Annotated in this window: 18 protein-coding genes; 11 read left to right on the top strand and 7 right to left on the bottom strand. The window is 73.4% G+C overall.

The window, feature by feature from the left end; translation table 11 throughout:
• Positions 1-873 carry a formyltetrahydrofolate deformylase gene (purU, locus tag ACFVS6_RS38695; RefSeq protein WP_281211048.1) on the top strand — a complete coding sequence of 291 codons (873 nt, stop codon included), beginning with the start codon at positions 1-3 and terminating at the stop codon, positions 871-873.
• A gap of 60 nt (positions 874-933) precedes the next feature.
• Here purU and ACFVS6_RS38690 read toward each other — a convergent pair whose 3' ends face one another.
• Positions 934-2,196, bottom strand: a complete 1,263-nt coding sequence (locus ACFVS6_RS38690) for a maleylpyruvate isomerase N-terminal domain-containing protein (RefSeq protein WP_389711223.1) — start codon at positions 2,194-2,196, stop codon at positions 934-936.
• Positions 2,193-2,771 (bottom strand): sigma-70 family RNA polymerase sigma factor, encoded by a 579-nt coding sequence (locus ACFVS6_RS38685; protein WP_281211046.1) that lies wholly within the window; start codon positions 2,769-2,771, stop codon positions 2,193-2,195. The genes ACFVS6_RS38690 and ACFVS6_RS38685 overlap by 4 nt, the downstream gene beginning before the upstream one ends.
• Before the next feature lie 295 nt (positions 2,772-3,066).
• On the opposite strand from ACFVS6_RS38685, the gene ACFVS6_RS38680 reads away from it, so the two are divergent.
• Positions 3,067-3,582 carry an EF-hand domain-containing protein gene (locus tag ACFVS6_RS38680; RefSeq protein WP_389711222.1) on the top strand — a complete coding sequence of 172 codons (516 nt, stop codon included), beginning with the start codon at positions 3,067-3,069 and terminating at the stop codon, positions 3,580-3,582.
• Between the two features lie 131 nt (positions 3,583-3,713).
• Here the strand turns inward: ACFVS6_RS38680 and ACFVS6_RS38675 are convergent, their stop codons facing one another.
• Entirely contained in the window at positions 3,714-5,261 is a 1,548-nt protein-coding gene (locus ACFVS6_RS38675; protein WP_389711221.1) for an AMP-binding protein, read from the bottom strand.
• Positions 5,262-5,400: 139 nt separating this feature from the next.
• Here ACFVS6_RS38675 and ACFVS6_RS38670 point away from each other — a divergent pair, with 139 nt between their 5' ends.
• The 4 genes from ACFVS6_RS38670 (at position 5,401) to ACFVS6_RS38655 (ending at position 9,511) form a co-directional block, all read left to right on the top strand.
• Positions 5,401-6,618 carry an amidohydrolase family protein gene (locus tag ACFVS6_RS38670; protein ID WP_389711220.1) on the top strand — a complete coding sequence of 406 codons (1,218 nt, stop codon included), beginning with the start codon at positions 5,401-5,403 and terminating at the stop codon, positions 6,616-6,618.
• Positions 6,618-7,772, top strand: a complete 1,155-nt coding sequence (locus ACFVS6_RS38665; protein ID WP_389711219.1) for an acyl-CoA dehydrogenase — start codon at positions 6,618-6,620, stop codon at positions 7,770-7,772. The genes ACFVS6_RS38670 and ACFVS6_RS38665 overlap by 1 nt, the downstream gene beginning before the upstream one ends.
• A gap of 6 nt (positions 7,773-7,778) precedes the next feature.
• Positions 7,779-8,705, top strand: a complete 927-nt coding sequence (locus ACFVS6_RS38660; protein WP_389711218.1) for an acyl-CoA dehydrogenase family protein — start codon at positions 7,779-7,781, stop codon at positions 8,703-8,705.
• A 356-nt stretch (positions 8,706-9,061) separates the two neighbouring features.
• On the top strand, positions 9,062-9,511 hold the full coding sequence (locus ACFVS6_RS38655) for an ATP-binding protein (RefSeq protein WP_389711217.1): 450 nt from the start codon (positions 9,062-9,064) through the stop codon (positions 9,509-9,511).
• A gap of 258 nt (positions 9,512-9,769) precedes the next feature.
• On the opposite strand, the gene ACFVS6_RS38650 is transcribed toward ACFVS6_RS38655, so the two are convergent.
• Positions 9,770-10,324, bottom strand: coding sequence for a hypothetical protein (locus ACFVS6_RS38650; RefSeq protein WP_389711216.1), 555 nt, complete (start codon positions 10,322-10,324; stop codon positions 9,770-9,772).
• Positions 10,325-10,693: 369 nt separating this feature from the next.
• Positions 10,694-11,620, bottom strand: coding sequence for a cyclase family protein (locus ACFVS6_RS38645; RefSeq protein ID WP_389711215.1), 927 nt, complete (start codon positions 11,618-11,620; stop codon positions 10,694-10,696).
• Between the two features lie 109 nt (positions 11,621-11,729).
• Between ACFVS6_RS38645 and ACFVS6_RS38640 the strand changes: the two genes are divergently transcribed.
• From ACFVS6_RS38640 to ACFVS6_RS38630, 3 genes are all read left to right on the top strand, one after another.
• Entirely contained in the window at positions 11,730-12,641 is a 912-nt protein-coding gene (locus tag ACFVS6_RS38640; protein WP_281210350.1) for an SDR family NAD(P)-dependent oxidoreductase, read from the top strand.
• A gap of 202 nt (positions 12,642-12,843) precedes the next feature.
• The gene (locus ACFVS6_RS38635; protein ID WP_389711214.1) at positions 12,844-14,043 is read left to right on the top strand and encodes an acyl-CoA dehydrogenase family protein; all 1,200 of its coding nucleotides are present in this window, start codon (positions 12,844-12,846) and stop codon (positions 14,041-14,043) included.
• Positions 14,040-15,107 carry a Zn-dependent alcohol dehydrogenase gene (locus ACFVS6_RS38630; RefSeq protein WP_389711213.1) on the top strand — a complete coding sequence of 356 codons (1,068 nt, stop codon included), beginning with the start codon at positions 14,040-14,042 and terminating at the stop codon, positions 15,105-15,107. The genes ACFVS6_RS38635 and ACFVS6_RS38630 overlap by 4 nt, the downstream gene beginning before the upstream one ends.
• Before the next feature lie 98 nt (positions 15,108-15,205).
• Here ACFVS6_RS38630 and ACFVS6_RS38625 read toward each other — a convergent pair whose 3' ends face one another.
• Positions 15,206-15,826, bottom strand: a complete 621-nt coding sequence (locus ACFVS6_RS38625) for a flavin reductase family protein (protein ID WP_389711240.1) — start codon at positions 15,824-15,826, stop codon at positions 15,206-15,208.
• 161 nt (positions 15,827-15,987) lie between these two features.
• On the opposite strand from ACFVS6_RS38625, the gene ACFVS6_RS38620 reads away from it, so the two are divergent.
• Both ACFVS6_RS38620 and ACFVS6_RS38615 read left to right on the top strand, forming a co-directional pair.
• A complete protein-coding gene (locus ACFVS6_RS38620; protein ID WP_389711212.1) occupies positions 15,988-16,908 on the top strand; it encodes a hypothetical protein in 921 nt (306 codons plus the stop codon).
• Between the two features lie 101 nt (positions 16,909-17,009).
• Entirely contained in the window at positions 17,010-17,804 is a 795-nt protein-coding gene (locus tag ACFVS6_RS38615; RefSeq protein ID WP_389711211.1) for a VOC family protein, read from the top strand.
• A gap of 141 nt (positions 17,805-17,945) precedes the next feature.
• Here the strand turns inward: ACFVS6_RS38615 and ACFVS6_RS38610 are convergent, their stop codons facing one another.
• A complete protein-coding gene (locus tag ACFVS6_RS38610; RefSeq protein ID WP_389711210.1) occupies positions 17,946-18,758 on the bottom strand; it encodes an enoyl-CoA hydratase/isomerase family protein in 813 nt (270 codons plus the stop codon).
• Positions 18,759-18,907: the final 149 nt, after the last annotated feature.

Here is an 18,907-nt window from a genome sequence, read left to right as displayed (position 1 = left end):
ATGAGCGATCCGCAGCCCGAGGCGCAGCCCCAGTACGTCCTGACCGTGTCCTGCCCCGACAAGCAGGGCATCGTCCACGCCGTGTCGAGTTACCTCTTCATGACCGGTTGCAACATCGTGGACAGTCAGCAGTTCGGGGACCGGGAGACCGGCCTGTTCTTCATGCGGGTCCACTTCGAGTCCGAGCCGGGGCTGACGGTCGACAAGCTGCGCGCGAGCTTCGCCGCGATCGGCGAGTCCTTCCGGATGGACTGGCAGATCCACCGCTCCGACGAGCGGATGAAGATCGTGCTGATGGTCTCGAAGTTCGGCCACTGCCTGAACGACCTGCTGTTCCGGTCGAGCATCGGCGCCCTGCCGGTGGAGATCGCCGCGGTCGTCTCGAACCACACCGACTTCGCGGAGCTCGTCGGCTCGTACGACGTGCCGTTCGTCCACATCCCGGTGACCAAGGACACGAAGGCGGCCGCCGAGGCGCGGCTGCTGGAGCTCGTACGGGAGAAGGACGTCGAGCTGGTCGTCCTCGCCCGCTACATGCAGGTGCTGTCGGACACCCTCTGCAAGGAGCTGAGCGGGCGGATCATCAACATCCACCACTCGTTCCTGCCGAGCTTCAAGGGCGCCAAGCCGTACCACCAGGCGCACGCGCGCGGCGTGAAGCTGATCGGCGCGACCGCCCACTACGTGACGGCCGACCTCGACGAGGGCCCGATCATCGAGCAGGAGGTCGAGCGCGTCGGGCACGAGGTGACCCCCGACCAGCTCGTCGCCATCGGCCGCGACGTCGAGTGCCAGGCACTGGCCCGCGCCGTGAAGTGGCACAGCGAGCACCGCGTCCTGCTGAACGGCTCCCGCACGGTCGTCTTCGCCTGAGCACGCCCCCGGGCGCGAGGACCCGGGCGCGACGCCCCCTGCCCCGGGGGGCCGTCGCGCCTACAGGCGGCTGAGCGACGCGGCGGCGAACAGTACGTCGCGGATCGCCTCGCGGTCGCCGGTCTGGCCCATCGCGGCCTCCTCCGGGGAGATGTGACCGGCGGCGAGCCGGCAGAATTCGACGCCGTCCAACGCCACCTCGGCCACCGTGTGCTCCCGCGAGGGCTTCGCTGCCGGCGAGTCCAGGGCGATGTCCCAGCCCCCGCCGCCCGAACCCTCGATCTCCAGGTGCAGGGTCCGACCCGGCGCGCCCGCCGCGACCAGCCCGCGCGCCGGGGCCGCCAGCCCCGATCGGCGCCGGCCCGCGAGCGCGTCCGGCAGCAGCCGTGCCGCCAGGTCGATCATCCGGTGCAGGTCCGGGCCCGAAGGGGGCTCGTACGGGTAGTCCACCGCCTCCGCGATGTCCCAGGCGTGCACCCAGCACTCGAAGGCCCGCTCCAGGAAGGCGTCGCCCAGCGGCAGCGCGAACCCGCCGTAGTCCACGCCCAGTTCGGCCACGCCCCGACCCGCGAACGACACCGTGCGGACCAGCGTGTGCCCCTGCTCGCGCCACGGTTCGCGGACCTGGCGGGTGGTCGGGTACGGGGAGGAGTTCCAGAAGTGCTCGGTACGGCCCGTGGGCCCGCCGCCCGGAGGCGCCTCCGGGCCCAGCGGATCGTCCAGACCGAGCGCGGTCGCGACGATCCCGTCCACCGTCATCAGGTGTCCGATCACTCCCGCCACCGTCGTCCGGCGGGAGCGCCGCTGCTCCTCCTCGAACCACTTCAGCCGGACCGGGGTGTGCCACTCCGAGTCGCCGAAGTCCCTCAGCAGCGCGTCGAGCCGGGCCGTCTCGGTGTCGTACGGGCTCGCCCACACCGGCACCGGGATCCGCGCCGGGCGCTTGCCCAGGCAGTCCTCCAGTACCCGCGAGCGCAGCAGCGGCTTGAGGTCCAGGCTCTCCTCGGGGTGCAGCAGCCCGACCGCGTCGCGCAGCCGCAGCGCCTCCTCGGCGCAGGGCGCGCACTCCGTGAGGTGGTCCTCCACGGCCTGCGTCTCCTCGGCGGAACAGGCGGCGAGCGCCCACGCCCCGAGCAGGGACTTCAGCACGCCGTGCGAGCGCGGCTCCGGCGCGGCCGTCGGCGACGGGCCGTCCGCGGGCGCCGGCAGCGGGTGCGGCGGACGCAGGTCGTCGCCCGCCGCCCGCGGACCGGGTATCCGCGCGGAACCGCCCGCCGGGCGCTCGTACGCGTCGTCGGGGATCTCTTCGGAGGGGCCGGTCATCGGGGCGTTCCGTATTCGCGTGAGCCGTATCCGGGCGGGGCGGGGTCCTCGCGGGGGAGGACGTTGGCGGTCGACAGCAGCTGGAGGCCCAGGCGCAGCCGGCGCCGCGCCTCGTCCTCGCTGATCTGCAGGTCGGCGGCGGCCTGCCGGTAGTCGCGGCGCTTGAAGTAGGCCAGTTCGAGGGCGGCCCGCAGCGGGGCGGGCATGGAGGTCACGATGTAGTCGGCGCGGGCCGCCGCGTTGGCGCTGCGGACCTTCTGCTCCAGCTCCTCCCGCGAGCCGCGGCCCAGTTCGGCCTGGCGCAGCCGGGCCACGGCCTGGCCCTGGGTGATCCGGGCGACCCAGGAGCGCATGGACCCCTGCTTCGGGTCGTAGGCGTCCGGGTTCTCCCAGATGTACCCGAAGACCTCGCGGGTGATCCGGTCGGCCGCCTTCTCGTCGCCCAGCACCCGGTGCGCCAGGCTGTGCACGAGCGAGGCGAACCGGTCGTACAACTCTCCGAGCGCCGCCGCCTCACCGCGGGCGAGGCGTTGCTGCATGCGTCGGTCCCAGCGCGGTGGAACGTCCTTCGCCATGGTGCCCCCTGCCGTGTGTCGACCCGTCGAATGTAGTCCGCACCTGACGGAACGCGCCTGTTTTGGCGGAAGCCCGCCCTGGAAGGATGGCTCCCGTGCTACGCCCGTCGCGTTGACGGCGTGACACCTACCCCGGGATGGCACACGCATACGCGCCCCGTCGCGCTCCCCGTGCGCGGGTTCGATGCGGCCACCTGCTTGACCACTTCGCTTAACGCTCGGGCCACTGAGGGCTTACGCTCCTGCCTTGTCTTGAACTGCACCCCATCGCACACGTGAAGGCGGAACGCCGACAATGGACAGCGCAGAATACGAGCGCAAGATCGCCGCCCGATTCGCCACGTTCGACCAGGACGGGTCCGGCTATATCGACCGGGAGGACTTCAGCACGGCCGCGAGGGCGGTGCTGGCCGAATTCGGCACCACCGCGCGGTCGTACAAGGGCCAGGCCGTGTTCAACGGAGCCGAGGCGTTCTGGCAGGGCATGGCCGGGATCGCCGACGTCGACGGGGACCAGCGGGTGTCCCGCGAGGAGTTCGTCACCGGCGCGGCGAAGCGACTGCGGGACAGCCCGGACCGGTTCGCGGAGATCGCCAGGCCGTTCCTGGCGGCGGTGATCGCCGTCGCCGACGAGGACGGCGCCGGCGCGACCCCACGGGCGGCGGCCCGCGTCCTGGGCGTCCTCGGCACCCCGGCCGAACTCGCCGACCAGGTCGCGGCGGCGCTGGACGCGGACGGCGACGGCAGGATCTCCGAGGACGAGATCCTGGCGGCCTTCGCGGGCTACTGCGGGGTGGACCCGGACGCGTAGTCCGGCCCGCCCCACCCGGCGAGGCACCTCGCCCCACCCGGCGCGGCACCTCGCCCCACCCGGCGAGGCACCTTGCCGCGCCGCGCCCCGCCGCGTCCGGGCGGCGGGGACCGGCGTGAGGGCCCGGAGGGTCAGGCGTAGCGCTCGCGCAGTTTGTACTTCAGGACCTTGCGCAGCGCGTCGTTGCGGGGGAGCGCGTCGGTCAGTTCCAGCTGCTCGGGCAGTTTGTGTGGGGCCAGGCCCTGCGCGCGCAGGTACGCGGTCAGCTGGGGCAGGGTCAGCGGGGCCGCGCCCGGGGGCTGTTCGACGACGGCGCAGACGCGTTCGCCGCGTTCGGGGTCGGGCAGGCCGATGACGGCGACGTCGCCGACGGCGGGGAGGGCGTGGAGGAGGTCCTCGATCTCCTTCGCCGAGATGTTCTCGCCCTTGCGGATGATCACGTCCTTGCTGCGGCCGGTGAGGACGAGGTGCCCCTCGGCGGTCAGGTGGCCGAGGTCGCCGGTGATCAGGTAGCCGTCGGCGTCGAAGACCCCGTCGGTGTCCTCACGGCCCAGGTAGCCCTGGCAGACGGCCTCGCCGCGCAGTCGTACCTCGCCGTCCGTGCCGGTGGGCAGCGGGTCGCCGGCCGGGGTGGTGATGCGGATGGACATGCCCGCCGGGGGGCGGCCCTCGGTGGTGGCGAGGTTCTCCGGGGTGTCGTCGGGCGCCCCCATGGTGATCATGGGGACTTCGGTCATGCCGTAGCCGTGGGTGAGCTGACAGCCCAGTTCGCGGACCACCGCGTGGTAGATCTCGGGGGGTTTGGGCGCGCCGCCGCCCGCGAGCAGCCGCAGGCTCGGGACGAGCCTCGTCCCGGGGTCCTTGCGCTGTTCGGTGAGGAACATGGAGTAGAAGGCGGTGGACCCGCCGGCGACGGTGACCCGGTGGCGGCGGTAGCCGTCCAGGGCGTCCGGCATCGCGAACTTCTCGAACAGCACCGCCGGGAACCCGTACAGCAGCAGCATCACCGTGTAGTCCGGTCCGGCTATGTGCGCGAAGGGGAAGGCCATCGAGCCGACGTCGGCCGGGGTCAGGCGCAGGGCGTCCGCGAGGCAGGAGCCGCCGGCGATCAGGGAGCGGTCGGTGTGCAGGACGCCCTTGGGGTCGGAGGTGGTGCCCGAGGTCCAGTAGATCCAGCGCACGGAGGTGCCGTCGCCGGGCGGCGGCGGCAGGACGGCGGGGTCGCCGTCCGGGAGGGCGTCGTAGGCGTCGAAGACCCCGCGGGCGCCCAGGCGGGTCGCCATCGCGGCGTGGTCGAAGCCGCGCCAGGTGCCGGGGACGGCGAAGAACTCGGCCTTGGACTCGCGCAGGGCGAAGCCGACCTCGCGGTCCCGGTAGAAGGGGATGACGGGCGACTGGACGGCGCCGAGGCGGGCCAGGGCGAGCGAGAGCAGCACCGTTTCGATGCGGGTGGGCAGTTGCCAGGCGACGACCGTGCCGGGGCGCACGCCCATGGCGTACAGGCCCGCGGCGACGCGTTCGCAGCGCTCGCGCAGGGCGCCGAAGGTCAGCGTGCGGTCGTCGGCGGGTCGGTCGGCGGCCTCGATGAGCACCGGGCCGTCGGGGGTGAGCGCGGCCCGGCGGGCGACCAGCTCCCACAGGGTCCGGGACCGGCTCAGTTCCGTCGCGGTGTCCGTCATCCCGGACCTCCCTCGGTAATTTCCTGACGGATGGTCAGATCTGGCGCAGAGCGTAGGGCGCCGGCGCTTGCCGGTCCAGAGCCGGCGGGGCTAGCTTGTTTCTGACGATCCATCAGATTGGGCGATTGGGGAGATGGCCATGGAACTGGAACTGCCTAGGATCATCAGCGTCGACGACCACGTGATCGAACCCGCCCACCTCTTCGACGTCTGGCTGCCCGCCAAGTACCGCGACCGCGGACCCCGGCCCCTCACCGCCGGCATCGGCGAGCTCCAGTACACCGGCGGCAAGTACGTCATCACCATGGACCCCGACGGCCCCCCGACCGACTGGTGGATCTACGAGGACCTCAAGTTCCCGTACAAGCGCAACATCGCCGCCGTCGGCTTCGACCGCGACGACATGACGCTGGAGGGCATCACCCGCGAGGAGATGCGCCGCGGCTGCTGGGACCCCAAGGCCCGCCTCGCCGACATGGACCTCAACCACGTCGAGGCCTCCCTCTGCTTCCCCACCTTCCCGCGCTTCTGCGGCCAGACCTTCGCCGAGGCCCACGACAAGGAGGTCGCCCTCGCCTGCGTGCGCGCCTACAACGACTGGATGGTCGAGGAATGGTGCGGCGACAGCGGCGGCCGGCTCATCCCGCTGTGCATCATCCCGCTCTGGGACATCGACCTCGCCGTCGCCGAGATCCGCCGCAACGCGGCCCGCGGCGTGCGCGCCGTCACCTTCTCCGAGATCCCCACCCACCTCGGGCTGCCGTCCATCCACTCCGGACACTGGGACCCGTTCTTCGCCGTCTGCCAGGAGACCGGCACCGTCGTCAACATGCACATCGGGTCCTCGTCCCAGATGCCCGCCGCCTCCCCCGACGCACCGCCCGCCGTCCAGGCCTCCCTCAGCTTCAACAACGCCATGGCCTCGATGATGGACTTCCTCTTCAGCGGCGTCCTCGTCAAGTTCCCCACCCTGAAGCTCGCCTACAGCGAAGGCCAGATGGGCTGGATCCCCTACGCCCTGGAACGCGCCGACGACGTCTGGCGCGAACACCGCGCCTGGGGCGGCGTCAAGGACCTCATCCCCGAGCCGCCGTCCACGTACTACTACCGGCAGATCTTCTGCTGCTTCTTCCGCGACAAGCACGGCATCGCCTCGCTGGACGTCGTCGGCCGCGACAACGCCACCTTCGAGACCGACTACCCGCACGTCGACTCGACCTTCCCGCACACCAAGGAGGTCGCCCTGGACCACGTCGGCGGCCTCGACGAGGAGACCGTCTACAAGCTGATGCGCGGCAACGCCATCCGCATGCTCGGCCTCCCCCTGGACCTCGACCGGACCGGCCAGGGCCGCTGATGGACCTGACCCACACCGAAGAGGAACAGGACTTCCGGGCCCGCCTGCGCGAATGGCTCGGCAAGACGCTGCCCGAGCTCCCCGCCAAACCCTCCCCGGACGACTGGCCCGCCCGCCGCGCCTACGACCTGGGCTGGCAGCGGCGCCTGTACGACGCCGGCTGGGCCGGCCTGCACTGGCCCGTCGACGCCGGCGGGCGCGGCGCCACCCCCACCCAGCACCTGATCTTCCTGGAGGAGACCGAACGCGCGGGAGCCCCGTACGTCGGCGCGAACTTCGTCGGACTCCTCCACGCCGGCCCCACCATCGCCGCCGAGGGCACGCCCGAACAACGCGCCCGCTGGCTCCCGCCCGTCCTGCGCGGCGACGAGGTGTGGTGCCAGGGCTTCAGCGAACCCGACGCCGGCTCCGACCTCGCCGCCCTGCGCACCCGGGCCGTCCGCGACGGCGACGAGTACGTCGTCACCGGCTCCAAGATCTGGACCTCCCACGCCGAGGTCGCCGACTGGTGCGAGCTCCTCGTCCGCACCGACCCGCAGGCCCCCAAGCACCGGGGGATCAGCTGGCTCGCCATGCCGATGGACGCACCCGGCGTCACCGTCCGACCCCTGCGCACCCTCGCCGGCTCCACGGAGTTCGCGGAGGTCTTCCTCGACGAGGTCCGCGTCCCCGTCGGCAACCGGGTCGGCGCCGAGAACGACGGCTGGCGCGTCACCATGGTCACCCTGTCCTTCGAACGCGGCACGGCCTTCGTCGGCGAGGTCGTCGCCTGCCGCCGCACCCTGACCCACCTCGCCCGCGCCGCCAAGGCCAACGGCCGCTGGGACGACCCCGTCCTGCGCCGCACCCTCGGCCGGCTCCACGGCGAGTTCGGCGCCCTGTGGCGACTCACCCAGTGGAACGTCGGCGAGGCGGAGCGCTCCGGCGGCGTCCCGGGCGTCGGCGGCAGCGTCTTCAAGCTGGCCTACTCCCACGCCCGCCAGGAGCTCTACGAGGCCGCCGCGCAGGTCCTCGGCCCCGAATCCCTCGTCCTCGACGAGGAATGGGTCCTGGACCGGCTCTCGTCCCTCTCCTACACGATCGCGGCGGGCACCTCCCAGATCCAGCGCAACATCGTCGCCGAGCGGATCCTCGGCCTCCCGAAGGGCCGGTGAGCGGCCGTGGACTTCCAACCGACCCGGGAACAGCGGGACCTCAAGGCGGCCCTGCGCGACCTCCTCGCCCGACGCCACGGACGCGAGGCGCTGCGGACCGCGCTGGACACCGGGACCACCGTCGACCGGGACCTGTGGCGGGAGCTCGGCGGGGCCGGGTTCTTCGCGCTGCGACTCCCCGAGGCGGACGGAGGGGTCGGCCTCGGCCTCCCCGAGGCCGTGCTCCTGTTCGAGGAGGCCGGCCGGGCGCTGCTGCCCGGCCCGCTGGTCGCCACCCACCTGGCCGCCGGCGCCGTCCCCGGAGCCGCCGCCGGCACCACCGTCGTCACCGCTTTCGACCTGGGCGGGGACCTGGTCACGCACCTGGCGGAGGCCGACGCCGTCCTCGGCTCCCCGCACCGCCCCGAAGCCGAACCGGTCCGCTCGGCGGACCCGCTGACCCCCCTGCACCGGGCCCGGCCCGGCGCGGGGACCCCGGGCGACGACCTCGCCCCGTACCGGGACGCGGGAGCCCTGCTCACGGCCGCCCTCCAGCTCGGCAGCGCCCTGCGGACCCTGGAGCTGGCCGTGCGGTACGCGGGCGAGCGGGAGCAGTTCGGCAGCCCGATCGGCGCCTTCCAGGCCGTCAAGCACCTGTGCGCGGGCATGCTGGTCCGGGCCGAGCTGGCCCGTACCGCCGTGTACGCGGCGGCGGTGACGGCGACGTACGCCGGGGGCCCGGGGGAGATCGCCGCCGCCAAGCTCCTCGCGGACGGGGCGGCGGTGGCCAACGCCCGGGACTGCCTCCAGGTGCACGGCGGCATGGGCTTCACCTGGGAGGCGGACGTCCACCTCCACCTGAAGCGGGCCTGGGTGCGCGCGGAGCAGTGGCGCACGGCGGGGGAGGCGGAGGAACTGCTGGCCGGGGAACTGCTGGACGCGGCGGTGTCGTAAGGCACGGCGGGCGCGGAGGTCGCGCCCGCCGGTTGCTCACGGTGACGGCAAGGCACGGGAAGGACGGGCCGGGACGCATGTCCGATTACGGAGAGTTGATATCGGTTTGTGTCCTGGGGAGGGCCCGATCCGGCCCGGAGGCAGGGGTGGGCTCCGGTACGCTCCCACGAATGCGAGCGGTTGAGCGGCGCGAGCGTCGCACAGTATGCACCACGCCTACTCCTTCGCGCTGGAATATGCCCGAAGCGCTTGTTGTGGTGACTGTATGTCAACCATGCTGCACAGCACGGGGATCACAGTCGGTGATCCCATCCTGTCGCGAGGCGAAGTGTCCGCCGGTTCGGATGGTGTGAGCGGTGCAGGTGCTTCAGGTGCAGCTGGAGGTAGGACCGGACCCCGCCGAGGTCGGTCGGGCACGCCGGTGGGCGCGGTCCCGGTTGGCCGGGTCCGGGATAGGGGACGACGAGCCGCTCGCCGAGACGCTGATCCTGCTGATCTCCGAGCTGGTCACGAACGCGGTCGTGCACACGGGCTGTCCGGCCGTGCTGCGGATGCTGTTCGGGGGGCCGGGGGTGCGGGTCGAGGTCGCCGACGCGAGCGACCGGGCGCCGGCCCCCCGGCAGGCCGCCGGGGACGACACGGGCGGGCGCGGCCTGGAACTCGTCGACGGCCTGGCGGACCGATGGGGCTGGCAGCGCGAGGGCGCGGGCAAGCGCATCTGGTGCGAGATCGACCGGGCCGAGCCGAAGAAGACCGCACCCGACGAAAACTTTGCCTGCCGCCGGGAACCGCGCGTGTACCTCTAACGAGGTGTTGACGGATTGTCACCTGGTGATCACCCTTGTGGTGAGCGATTCGTCGCGAGGGGACGCCAAGGGTCCTACCTTGACGAGTGCGGGTCGTGGGGTGGCGGCTGCCGTGTCGCGCTCGGGGTGTGCACGGACGCACGCCGCCACCCGCCGGTCCCGGGACGGGACCGGGCAGTGCGGGACGGGTGCCGGGGGTCGGGCGATGGATTCGCCCGACCCCCGACCCCACCCTCGGCCCGTCCGGCGTCGATCGGGTCAGCAGGGGCGGATGTGGTAGACGGGGGTCCAGGAGGCGGTGCCGGTGGACTTGGCGACGTTCGACCAGCGTTCGCTGCCGTTGTCGTTGTAGAACCGGGCCCGCGTGCCCGAGGTCTGGTTGTTGTTGAACGTGCCGTCGCCGATGCCCCAGAAGTCGTAGTAGCCGCACCGGTAGAAGTCGTAGTTGTTGCCCTGGCCGTCCGTGATGCACAGGTGGCCGTGTCCGCAGGCGAGCGCGGTGTCCGGGGAGGCCAGGTCGCGGGCCTCGCCCCGGCCGGGGACGGCGAGGGTCACGGAGCCGCCGGCGGTGGTCATCCGGTTCGCGGAGACCTGGCGGGCCGTCGGGTCCTTCGCGAGGACGGCGTCGACCCGCTGCTGGAGGCGGGCCGCCTGCGGGGCGCTCAACCCCGCGTCGCGGGCCTGCCCGGCATGGACGGACCGTGCGGACGTCGAGTCGGTGGTGGTGGCGGCGGAGGCGTGGGCGGTGAGGACGGGTCCTGCGATCAGGGCCGCGGTCGCGGTCATCATCGCCAGGATCTTGCGCGGTGACATGGTGGAACCCCTCTGGTTCGGCGTCGGGGAAGCCACGCGCTCGTGGCGGTGGCCTGGAGACGCCTGACCATCCTTTCGAAGGTCGCCATGGGTCCAGAAGGGCGGAATCGGACTCTGTGAGGCTCTTGTGGGCATAACGCAGGGGGTCCTGCGCCCCAACAGCCCCGGCCGTTGCCGCCGCCGCAACCCGTGCGGGGCCGCCGTCCGGGGGCCGCGCCCGCCCGTCCCCCTTGCCCGGCCCGGGATCCCCGCCGCGGTCGCCGACCCCGCGGGGCGGCCGGCGCGGAGGTGGCGCGAAGGCGGCGGACCGGGTGCGCGCCACCGCCGGCGCGGCGTCGTGGAACCGGAACCGGAGCGGACCCGGGGTGGTCAGAAGACGGCGATCGGGGAGACCGGGGTGCCGGTGCCGCCGACGAACGGTTCGGGCATCGCCGAGAGCAGGAAGGAGTAGCGGGCCTCTTCCGCACAGGCTGTGGACAACTCCTCCAGGTTCCAGTTCTGGCCCTGGTGCATGCCCATCTCGACCAGGTCCAGGGCGTGCACCGGCAGCCACAGGTTCTCGATCTCCGGCGGGAAGATCTCGAAGGTCAGGGTGTCGTTGGCGACGGCCGCCACGTCCCGGGCGTGGAACCACTGCGGGGTGCGGACGGACAGGCCGGGGGACGGGAAGCCGTAGCCGTGCTTGTCGCCCGCCAGGTAGACCTGGATCTGCCCGGTGCGCACGAGGACGACGTCGCCGGCGCGGACCGTGACCCCACCGAACTCCTCCGCCTCCGCCAGGTCCTCGGGGGTCACCGCGTGGCCGCCCTCCAGTCGGTCCACGCCCTTCGCCCGGGCCACGTCCAGCAGGACGCCGCGCGAGACGATGTGCCGGGCCTTGTCGATGCCGCTGAACTCGGCGCGGGAGTGCGCGGTGATGGAGGAGGCCGGACGGCCGTTGTAGATCTTCCCCGAGTGCGACACGTGCGTCAGCGCGTCCCAGTGGGTGGCCGCCTGGAGGCCCATCGTCACGGCGTCGTCGCTGCAGGCCACCGTGCCCGGGCCGAAGATCTCCTGGTTGATCTGCACCATCGTGTGCAGCGGGTTGATCCGGCCCGGGATCATGCCGACCTGTACGCCGTCCTCCTTCAGCGGGAGCGCGAGCGGGACCCGGCGGCCCCTGCGGACACCGGCGGCCGCCGACCGGACGACCGGGTCGGTGATCAGGTTCAAGGTGCCGATCTCGTCCTCGGCGCCCCAACGGCCCCAGTTGTTGATGCGCTTGGCGATGTCGTGGAACTCGGGGGGCAGGGACATGGGCCTCATCAGCTCCTTGCGAAGGCGAGGGACAACCGGGTCTTGTGCTGGTGCGTCGGGCTGCCCCTAGAATCTAACGGTCCGTCAGAAAACGCGGGAAGGGGCCGGCATGGGGAACTTCTTGGCAGGCAAGGTCGTCGCCGTCACCGGTGCGGGCCGGGGCATCGGACGGGCCGTGGCGCTCGCCGCGGCCGCCGAGGGCGCCCGGGTCGTCGTCAACGACTACGGCGTCGGCATCGAGGGCGGGGAGCCGACCAGCGAGGTCGCCGCATCGGTGGTGAAGGAGATCACCGCGGCGGGAGGGGAGGCCGTCGCGGTGGCCGACGACATCTCCACGATGGCGGGCGGGCAGCGCATCATCGACACGGCGCTCGCCCACTACGGGCGCGTCGACGGGGTCGTCTGCGTCGCCGGCATCCTGCGCGAGCGGATGCTCTTCAACATGTCCGAGGAGGAATGGGACCCGGTCGTCGCCACCCACCTCAAGGGCACCTTCACCGTGTTCCGGGCGGCCTCCGCCGTCATGCGCAAGCAGGGCACGGGCACGCTCATCGGCTTCACCAGCGGCAACCACCAGGGTTCCGTCGCCCAGGCCAACTACAGCGCGGCCAAGGGCGGGATCATCTCCCTCGTCCGCAGCGCCGCCCTCGGCCTCAACAAGTACGGGGTCACCGCCAACGCCGTCGCGCCCGTCGCCCGGACCAGGATGTCCGCCAACGTCCCCATGGAGCTGAAGGAGATCGGCGAGCCCGAGGACGTCGCGGCCCTCGTCACCTACCTGCTCAGCGACCGGGCCCGGGCCGAGAACATCACCGGGCAGGTGTACACGATCGCCGGCCCGAAGATCGCCGTCTGGGCCCAGCCGCGCGAACTGCGCGCCGGGTACGCCGAAGGCGCCTGGACCCCCGAGAAGATCGCCGACTTCCTCCCGGGGACCGTCGGCACCGACCCGATGCCGATGCTCGCGCAACTGGAGGCCATGGCCAGGGCGGCCGCCGCCAAGGACCGCCCCAATGCCTGACCCGGCCGCCGGGGTCGGACGGGCCCGGCGCGGCGGTCCGGTCGCCGGTGGGCCGCCCGCCGGTGGGCCCGTTCCCGCCGGGGTCGGATCGTGCGGGCCGGGGTTCCGTGCGCCGACCTCCCGTCCGTCCGCGCGGCGGCGTCCCGTGCCCCGTCCGTTCGACGCCTGACGCCGCCCCGCCGACGCCTGACAGGGAGACCGCATGGACTTCAGCTTCGGAGCGGGGGACGAGGAGCTGCGCGCCCGCGCCCGCACCTGGCTCACCGCCCGCCTCGCCGGACCGTACGCGGACCTCCGCGGCCTCGGCGGTCCGGGCAGCGAGCACGAGGGGACGGAGCAGCGGCGCGGCTGGGAGAGGGAGTTGGGTCACGGCGGCTGGATCGGGCAGGGCTGGGACGTCCCCGCCGGCGCGTACGGACAGCAGCGGCTCTCCCTCACCGGCCAGGTCGTCTGGGCGGAGGAGTACGCGGCGCTCCGCGCCCCCGGCCGGGTCGGCCACATCGGGGAGAACCTCCTCGCGCCGACCCTGATCGCCTACGGCACGCCCGAGCAGCAGGCCCGGTTCCTGCCGGGCATCGCCCGCGGCGAGGAGCTGTGGTGCCAGGGCTACAGCGAACCGGACGCCGGATCGGACCTGGCGGGCGTGCGCACCGTCGCCGTGCGCGACCCCGCGGACGGGCTGCCGCGCGTCACCGGGCAGAAGATCTGGACCTCCCTCGCCCAGGACGCCGACTGGTGCTTCGTCCTCGCCCGCACCGAGAGCGGCTCCCGCCGGCACCGGGGCCTGTCGTTCCTGCTGGTGCCCATGGACCAGCCGGGCCGGATCGAGGTCCGCCCGATCCGGCAGATGTCGGGCACCGCCGAGTTCAACGAGGTGTTCTTCGACGGGGCGGTGGCGGCCGAGACCGTCGGCGGGGAGGGCAACGGCTGGGCCGTCGCCATGGGCCTGCTCGCCCTGGAACGCGGCGTCTCCACCCTCGTCCAACAGATCGGCTTCGCCGCCGAACTGGAACGCGTCCTGGCCGACCACCTCGCCGCCGGCGCCCCCGACCCGGTCCTGCGTGAACGCCTCGTACGGCAGTGGGCCGAGCTGCGCACCATGCGGTGGAACGCGTTGCGCACGCTCGGCTCCGCCGGTGACCCGGGGGCGCCGAGCGTCGCGAAGCTGCTGTGGGGCGGTTGGCACCGGCGGCTCGGGGAGCTGGCCGTCGAGGTCCGGGGGGCGGCGGCGACGGCCGGGTCGGGTCCCTGGTCGCGGGAGGTCCCGTACGAGCGGGGACTCGACGAGGGGCAGCGGCTCTTCCTTTTCACCCGGGCCGACACGATCTACGGCGGCTCGGACGAGATCCAGCGGAACATCATCGCCGAGCGGGTGCTCGGCCTGCCTAAGGAGCCCAGGTGAGAGGCGTCGTGTTCGACGGCAAGCAGGCCCAGGTGGTCGACGATCTGGAGATCCGCGATCCGGGCCCGGGGGAGGTGCTCGTCGCGGTCAAGGCGGCCGGGCTGTGTCACAGCGACCTGTCGGTGATCGACGGGACGATCCCGTTCCCGCCGCCGGTGGTGCTCGGGCACGAGGGCGCCGGGGTGGTCGAGGCGGTCGGCGCGGGTGTCACGCACGTGGGCCCGGGCGACCACGTCTCGTTGTCCACGCTCGCCAACTGCGGGGCCTGCGCCGACTGCGACCGGGGGCGTCCGACGATGTGCCGCAAAGCGATCGGGATGCCCGGCCAACCCTTCAGCCGGGGCGGGAAGCCGCTGTTCCAGTTCGCCTCCAACTCGGCGTTCGCGGAGCGGACGATCGTCAAGGCCGTGCAGGCCGTGAAGATCCCCCGGGACGTGCCGCTGACCTCGGCCGCGCTGATCGGCTGCGGGGTGCTCACGGGCGTCGGGGCGGTGCTGAACCGGGCGAGGGTGGACCGGGGCGAGAGCGTCGTCGTCATCGGCACCGGCGGGATCGGGCTGAACGTCCTCCAGGGCGCCCGGATAGCCGGGGCGACGACGATCGTCGCCGTGGACGCGAACCCGGCGAAGGAGGCGGTGGCCCGGCAGTTCGGGGCCACCCACTTCATCGACGCCTCGACCGCCCGGGACTCCTCGGCCGCCGTCCGCGAGATCCTGCCGACGGGCGCGGACCACGCCTTCGAGTGCGTGGGCAACGTGAAGCTGATCCGGCAGGCCGTGGACCTGCTGGACCGGCACGGGCAGGCCGTCCTGCTCGGGGTGCCGGGCTTCAAGGAGGAGGCGTCGTTCCTCGTCTCGTCCATGTACCTCGACAAGACGATCATGGGCTGTCGGTACGGGTCCTCCCGCCCCCAGCGCGACATCGCCCTGTACGCCGAGCTGTACCGGCAGGGCCGGCTGCTGTTGGACGAGCTGGTGACGGAGGTCTACCCGGTCGAGGACTTCGCCAAGGCCGCCGACGACGCCCACCACGGGCGGGTGGCGCGCGGGGTGCTCACCTTCTGAGCACGCCCACGGCCCGGCCCCGGACCCCGGTGGGGGTGCGGGGCCGGGCCGTGGGCGGGGTCATGGCGGGGCGCGGCTCGGTCGGGGCGCGGTGTCGGTCAGGTGGTGAAGCGGCCGAAGCGGCCCTGGTGGAAGAGGAGCGGGTCGCCCTCGCCGTCGGCGCCCATGGCCGTGACGCGGCCGACGACGATGAGGTGGTCCCCGCCGGTGTGGACGGCCTGGATCCGGCAGTCGATCCAGGCGGGCACGTCGTCCAGCTGCGGCGAGCCGGTGACGGGCGCCGGCCGGTGACCGACCCCGGCGAACTTGTCGGCGCCGCTGACGGCGAACGCCCGGCACAGCGCGCCCTGTTCGGCGCCCAGGATGTTGACGCAGAACACCCCGGCGCGGGCGATCCGGGGCCAGGTGGTCGATGTGCGGGCCACCATGAAGGTGACCAGCGGCGGGTCGAGGGAGAGCGAGGCGAAGGACTGGCAGGCGAAGCCCGCCGGGCCGTCCTCGCCCTCGCCGGGCGGTGCGGTGATGACCGTGACCCCGCTGGCGAAGCGCCCGAGCACGGCCCGGAACTCGGCGGGGCCGACGGGCGCGCGCTCGTCCCGGCCGACGGCCCGCAGGGCGGGCCGGGGCAGAGCGTCGACGGACTCCGGGGCCGCGGATGCGGGGGCGCCGGCTGACCTGAGGTATCGGACGACGGTGGCCGCCATCCCTGCGTGTCCCATCACACCCCCGATTGAACCTGACGGTCCGTCAGATGGGAAGGGTCGTGCCGAGGGTGCGCGGGGGCGCGCGGGGGCCTCGGTGGGTCGGGGTGCGGGAGGGGGTATCGTGCGGGCAACAAGTTACTGAACTTGTTCAAAAATCGATTCGGGGGGGCGGCGCCATGACGCACGACGGAACGGTCCGTCCGGCGACGGTACTGGGCAGGGAACTCCCCGCGGCGGCGGCCATGTCCGCCGGACAGCCCCTCCTGCTCCTCGCCGCGGCCTTCGTCCTCACCGGCCTGGAGGGACCGTACGACCACGACCGGAGCGAGGGGGCCTTCGGAACGGCCGTCCTGATGTGGCTCCTCACCATCGCCCCCCTGCTGCTCCCCGTGCTCGGGCTCCTGCACGCCGCCCTGTTCGCCCTGCCCGTCGCAGGCCCCGCGCGCGTCCTGGGCCGGCGCGGCCGCGTACCGGCCGGCGTCTGGGCCGTCCTGCTGACCGGCGCGCTCGCCGCGCTCTACGCCGCCGCCGGCCGGTGGCGGTTCGACCTCCCCTTCGGGCCGACCTGGGCGTGGGTGGCGGGGATCGGGCTGCTCCCGGTGGCCGCCGCCCACCACGCCCGCAAGCACGACGTCCGCCCGTGGGGCATGATCCGCCGGGCCGCGGGCGTCACGGGCGCGGGCCTGCTGCTCCTCGGAGCCGGTCTCGCCGTGGACCGGGCCGGACTCCTGCCGGAGTACCGACCGCCCCGCCTCGCGGAATCCCAGTACGCCGGGACGTGGACCGGCGACGCGGGCGCCCGCCTCGTGCTCCACCGGGACGGCACGATGAGCGCCGACGCGCTGCCCGTGGTGGGCCGCGACGGCGGGATCGACCGGTGCACGGGCGCCGGGACGTGGAGCTTCGACCCCGAGTCCGTGCCGGCGCACCGGGACGGTGTCTGGCTCGACATCCGGTCCTGCACGGGATCCGTGACCGCGTGGCGGATCTCGGGCACGACGGAGCGGCCCGAACTGTTCACGCGGTTCGACGACCCGCGGGACGGCTCTCCGAAGGTCCTGCGGCTGGACGCGGGCGGGGCTCGGGCGTCCGGGTGAACCGGGGGCGTACGGGGCTGCTCGTGCCGGGTCGCCCCGGCGGGCGGGGGCATCGTGGCCCGGGACCGTCCAACGCCGTACGCCCTCAGGGAGGAACCCCCATGCTCGGCACCGACTTCCGTACCGGCTCGCCCAACTGGCTCGACCTCGGCAGCCCCGACACCGCTGCGGCCGCCGCGTTCTACGGGGCGGTGCTCGGGTGGGACTTCGCCTCCGCGGGGCCCGAGGCGGGCGGGTACGGCTTCTTCCAGGTCGACGGGAAGACCGTCGCCGCGCTCGGCCCGCTCACCGAGGAGGGGGCGACGTCCGCGTGGATGGTCCACTTCATGACCTCCGACATCGCAGCCACCGCCGAGGCCGTGCGGGCCGGGGGAGGCGTGGTGCGGATGGAACCCGGCGACGTCATGGGCGAGGGATGGCTCGCGCAGTTCACCGACCCGCAGGGCGCCGAGTTCGCCTGCTGGCAGCCGGGGCGGACGGGCGGGCTCGACCTCACCTCCGCCGAGAAGAGCTTGGTGTGGGCGGAGCTGCACGTCCCGGACCCGGTCGGGGCCCTCGGCTTCTACGGCGGCGTGTTCGGCTGGCGGCACTCCGAGATGGGAATGCCCGGGATGACGTACCGGGTGCTGTCCATCGCCGACGGGGAGCAGCAGGACGGCTCCTTCGGCGGGGTCGCTCCGCTGGCCGAGGAGCTCGGCGACGCGGCCGGCAGGGTCCCGCGGTGGGTGCCGTACTTCCACGTTGCGGACGTCGACGCCACCGAGGCGGCGGCCGTCCGGGCGGGCGGAGCGGTGCTCATGCCGGCCGCGGACCTCCCGGAGGTCGGGCGCATCGGCTGGCTCGCCGACCCGGCCGGGGCCGTGTTCGCGCTGCTGAAGCCCGACCCGCGGGGCTGAGGCGCGGTGCCCGCCCTGCGGGGGCCGGGGGCGGGCCCGAGGTGCTGGGGGCGGCGGGCCTGCGGGGCGGGGGCGTGGGCCTGTGGGGGCGGGGCCGGGCCTGCGGGGCCGGGGTCAGGCCTGCGGGGGCCGGCCTGTGCTTCAGCGGCCCAGGTACTTGGGGGTGCGGCGTTCCACGAAGCTCGCCACGCCCTCGTTCGCGTCGGCCGTCGTCATGTTGAGCTCCTGGGCGGTGGCCTCGGCGGCGAGAGCGGTCGCCCGGTCACCGTCGAGGGAGGCGTTGACCAGCTGTTTCGTGAGGGCGAGGGCGCGGGTCGGGCCCTGGGCGAGGCGCTCGGCCCAGGCGCGGGCCGTCTCCTGCAGTTCGTCGGCCGGCACCACCTTGTTGACCAGGCCGAGGCGGGCGGCGTCCTCGGCGGGGACGGCGTCGCCGAAGAACATCAGCTCCTTCGCCTTCTGCGGGCCGAGGAGGCGGGGCAGGAGGTACGCGCCGCCACCGTCGGGGACGAGGCCGCGGCGGACGAACACCTCGATGAAACGGGCCTGTTCGGCGGCGATGACGAGGTCGCAGGCGAGGGCGAGGTGGGCGCCGATGCCGGCGGCCGTGCCGTTGACCGCTGCGATGACGGGTTTCTCGCAGTCCAGGACCGCGGTGATCAGGCGTTGGGCGCCGAGGCGGATCATGCGGGACACGTCGCCGGCGATGCGGTCGCCTCCGGCGGTGGGGCCGGTGCTGCTGCCGCGGAGGTCGGCGCCGGCGCAGAAGCCCTTGCCGGTGGCGGAGATGACGACCGCGCGGACGGCGGGGTCGGCGGAGGCGTCGGTGAGCAGCGCGATGACGCGTTCGCGTTGCTCCCAGGTGAGGGCGTTCATGGCCTCGGGGCGATTGAGGGTGATCCAGGAGACGCTGTTCTCGATCCGGTGCCGGATCTCGTCCGAGGGGGGCGCGGTCATGGGGCGGCTCCTGTGACGGGGTCGGGGTCGGGCGGTGGGCGGTGGTGGCTGCGGGTGGGTCGGGGCCGGGGGTGGGGTGGGGTGGGGGGGTCGGCCGGGGCGGGCATGATTTATGGCGCCCTGTCCGTGGCTGCGTCGGTCAGCGGTAC

This window comes from Streptomyces sp. NPDC057939, from assembly GCF_042887545.1.
Taxonomy (GTDB): Bacteria; Actinomycetota; Actinomycetes; order Streptomycetales; family Streptomycetaceae; genus Streptomyces.
The sequence above is the reverse complement of the archived record's forward strand: the minus strand, read 5'-3'. Positions and strand labels throughout refer to the sequence as shown.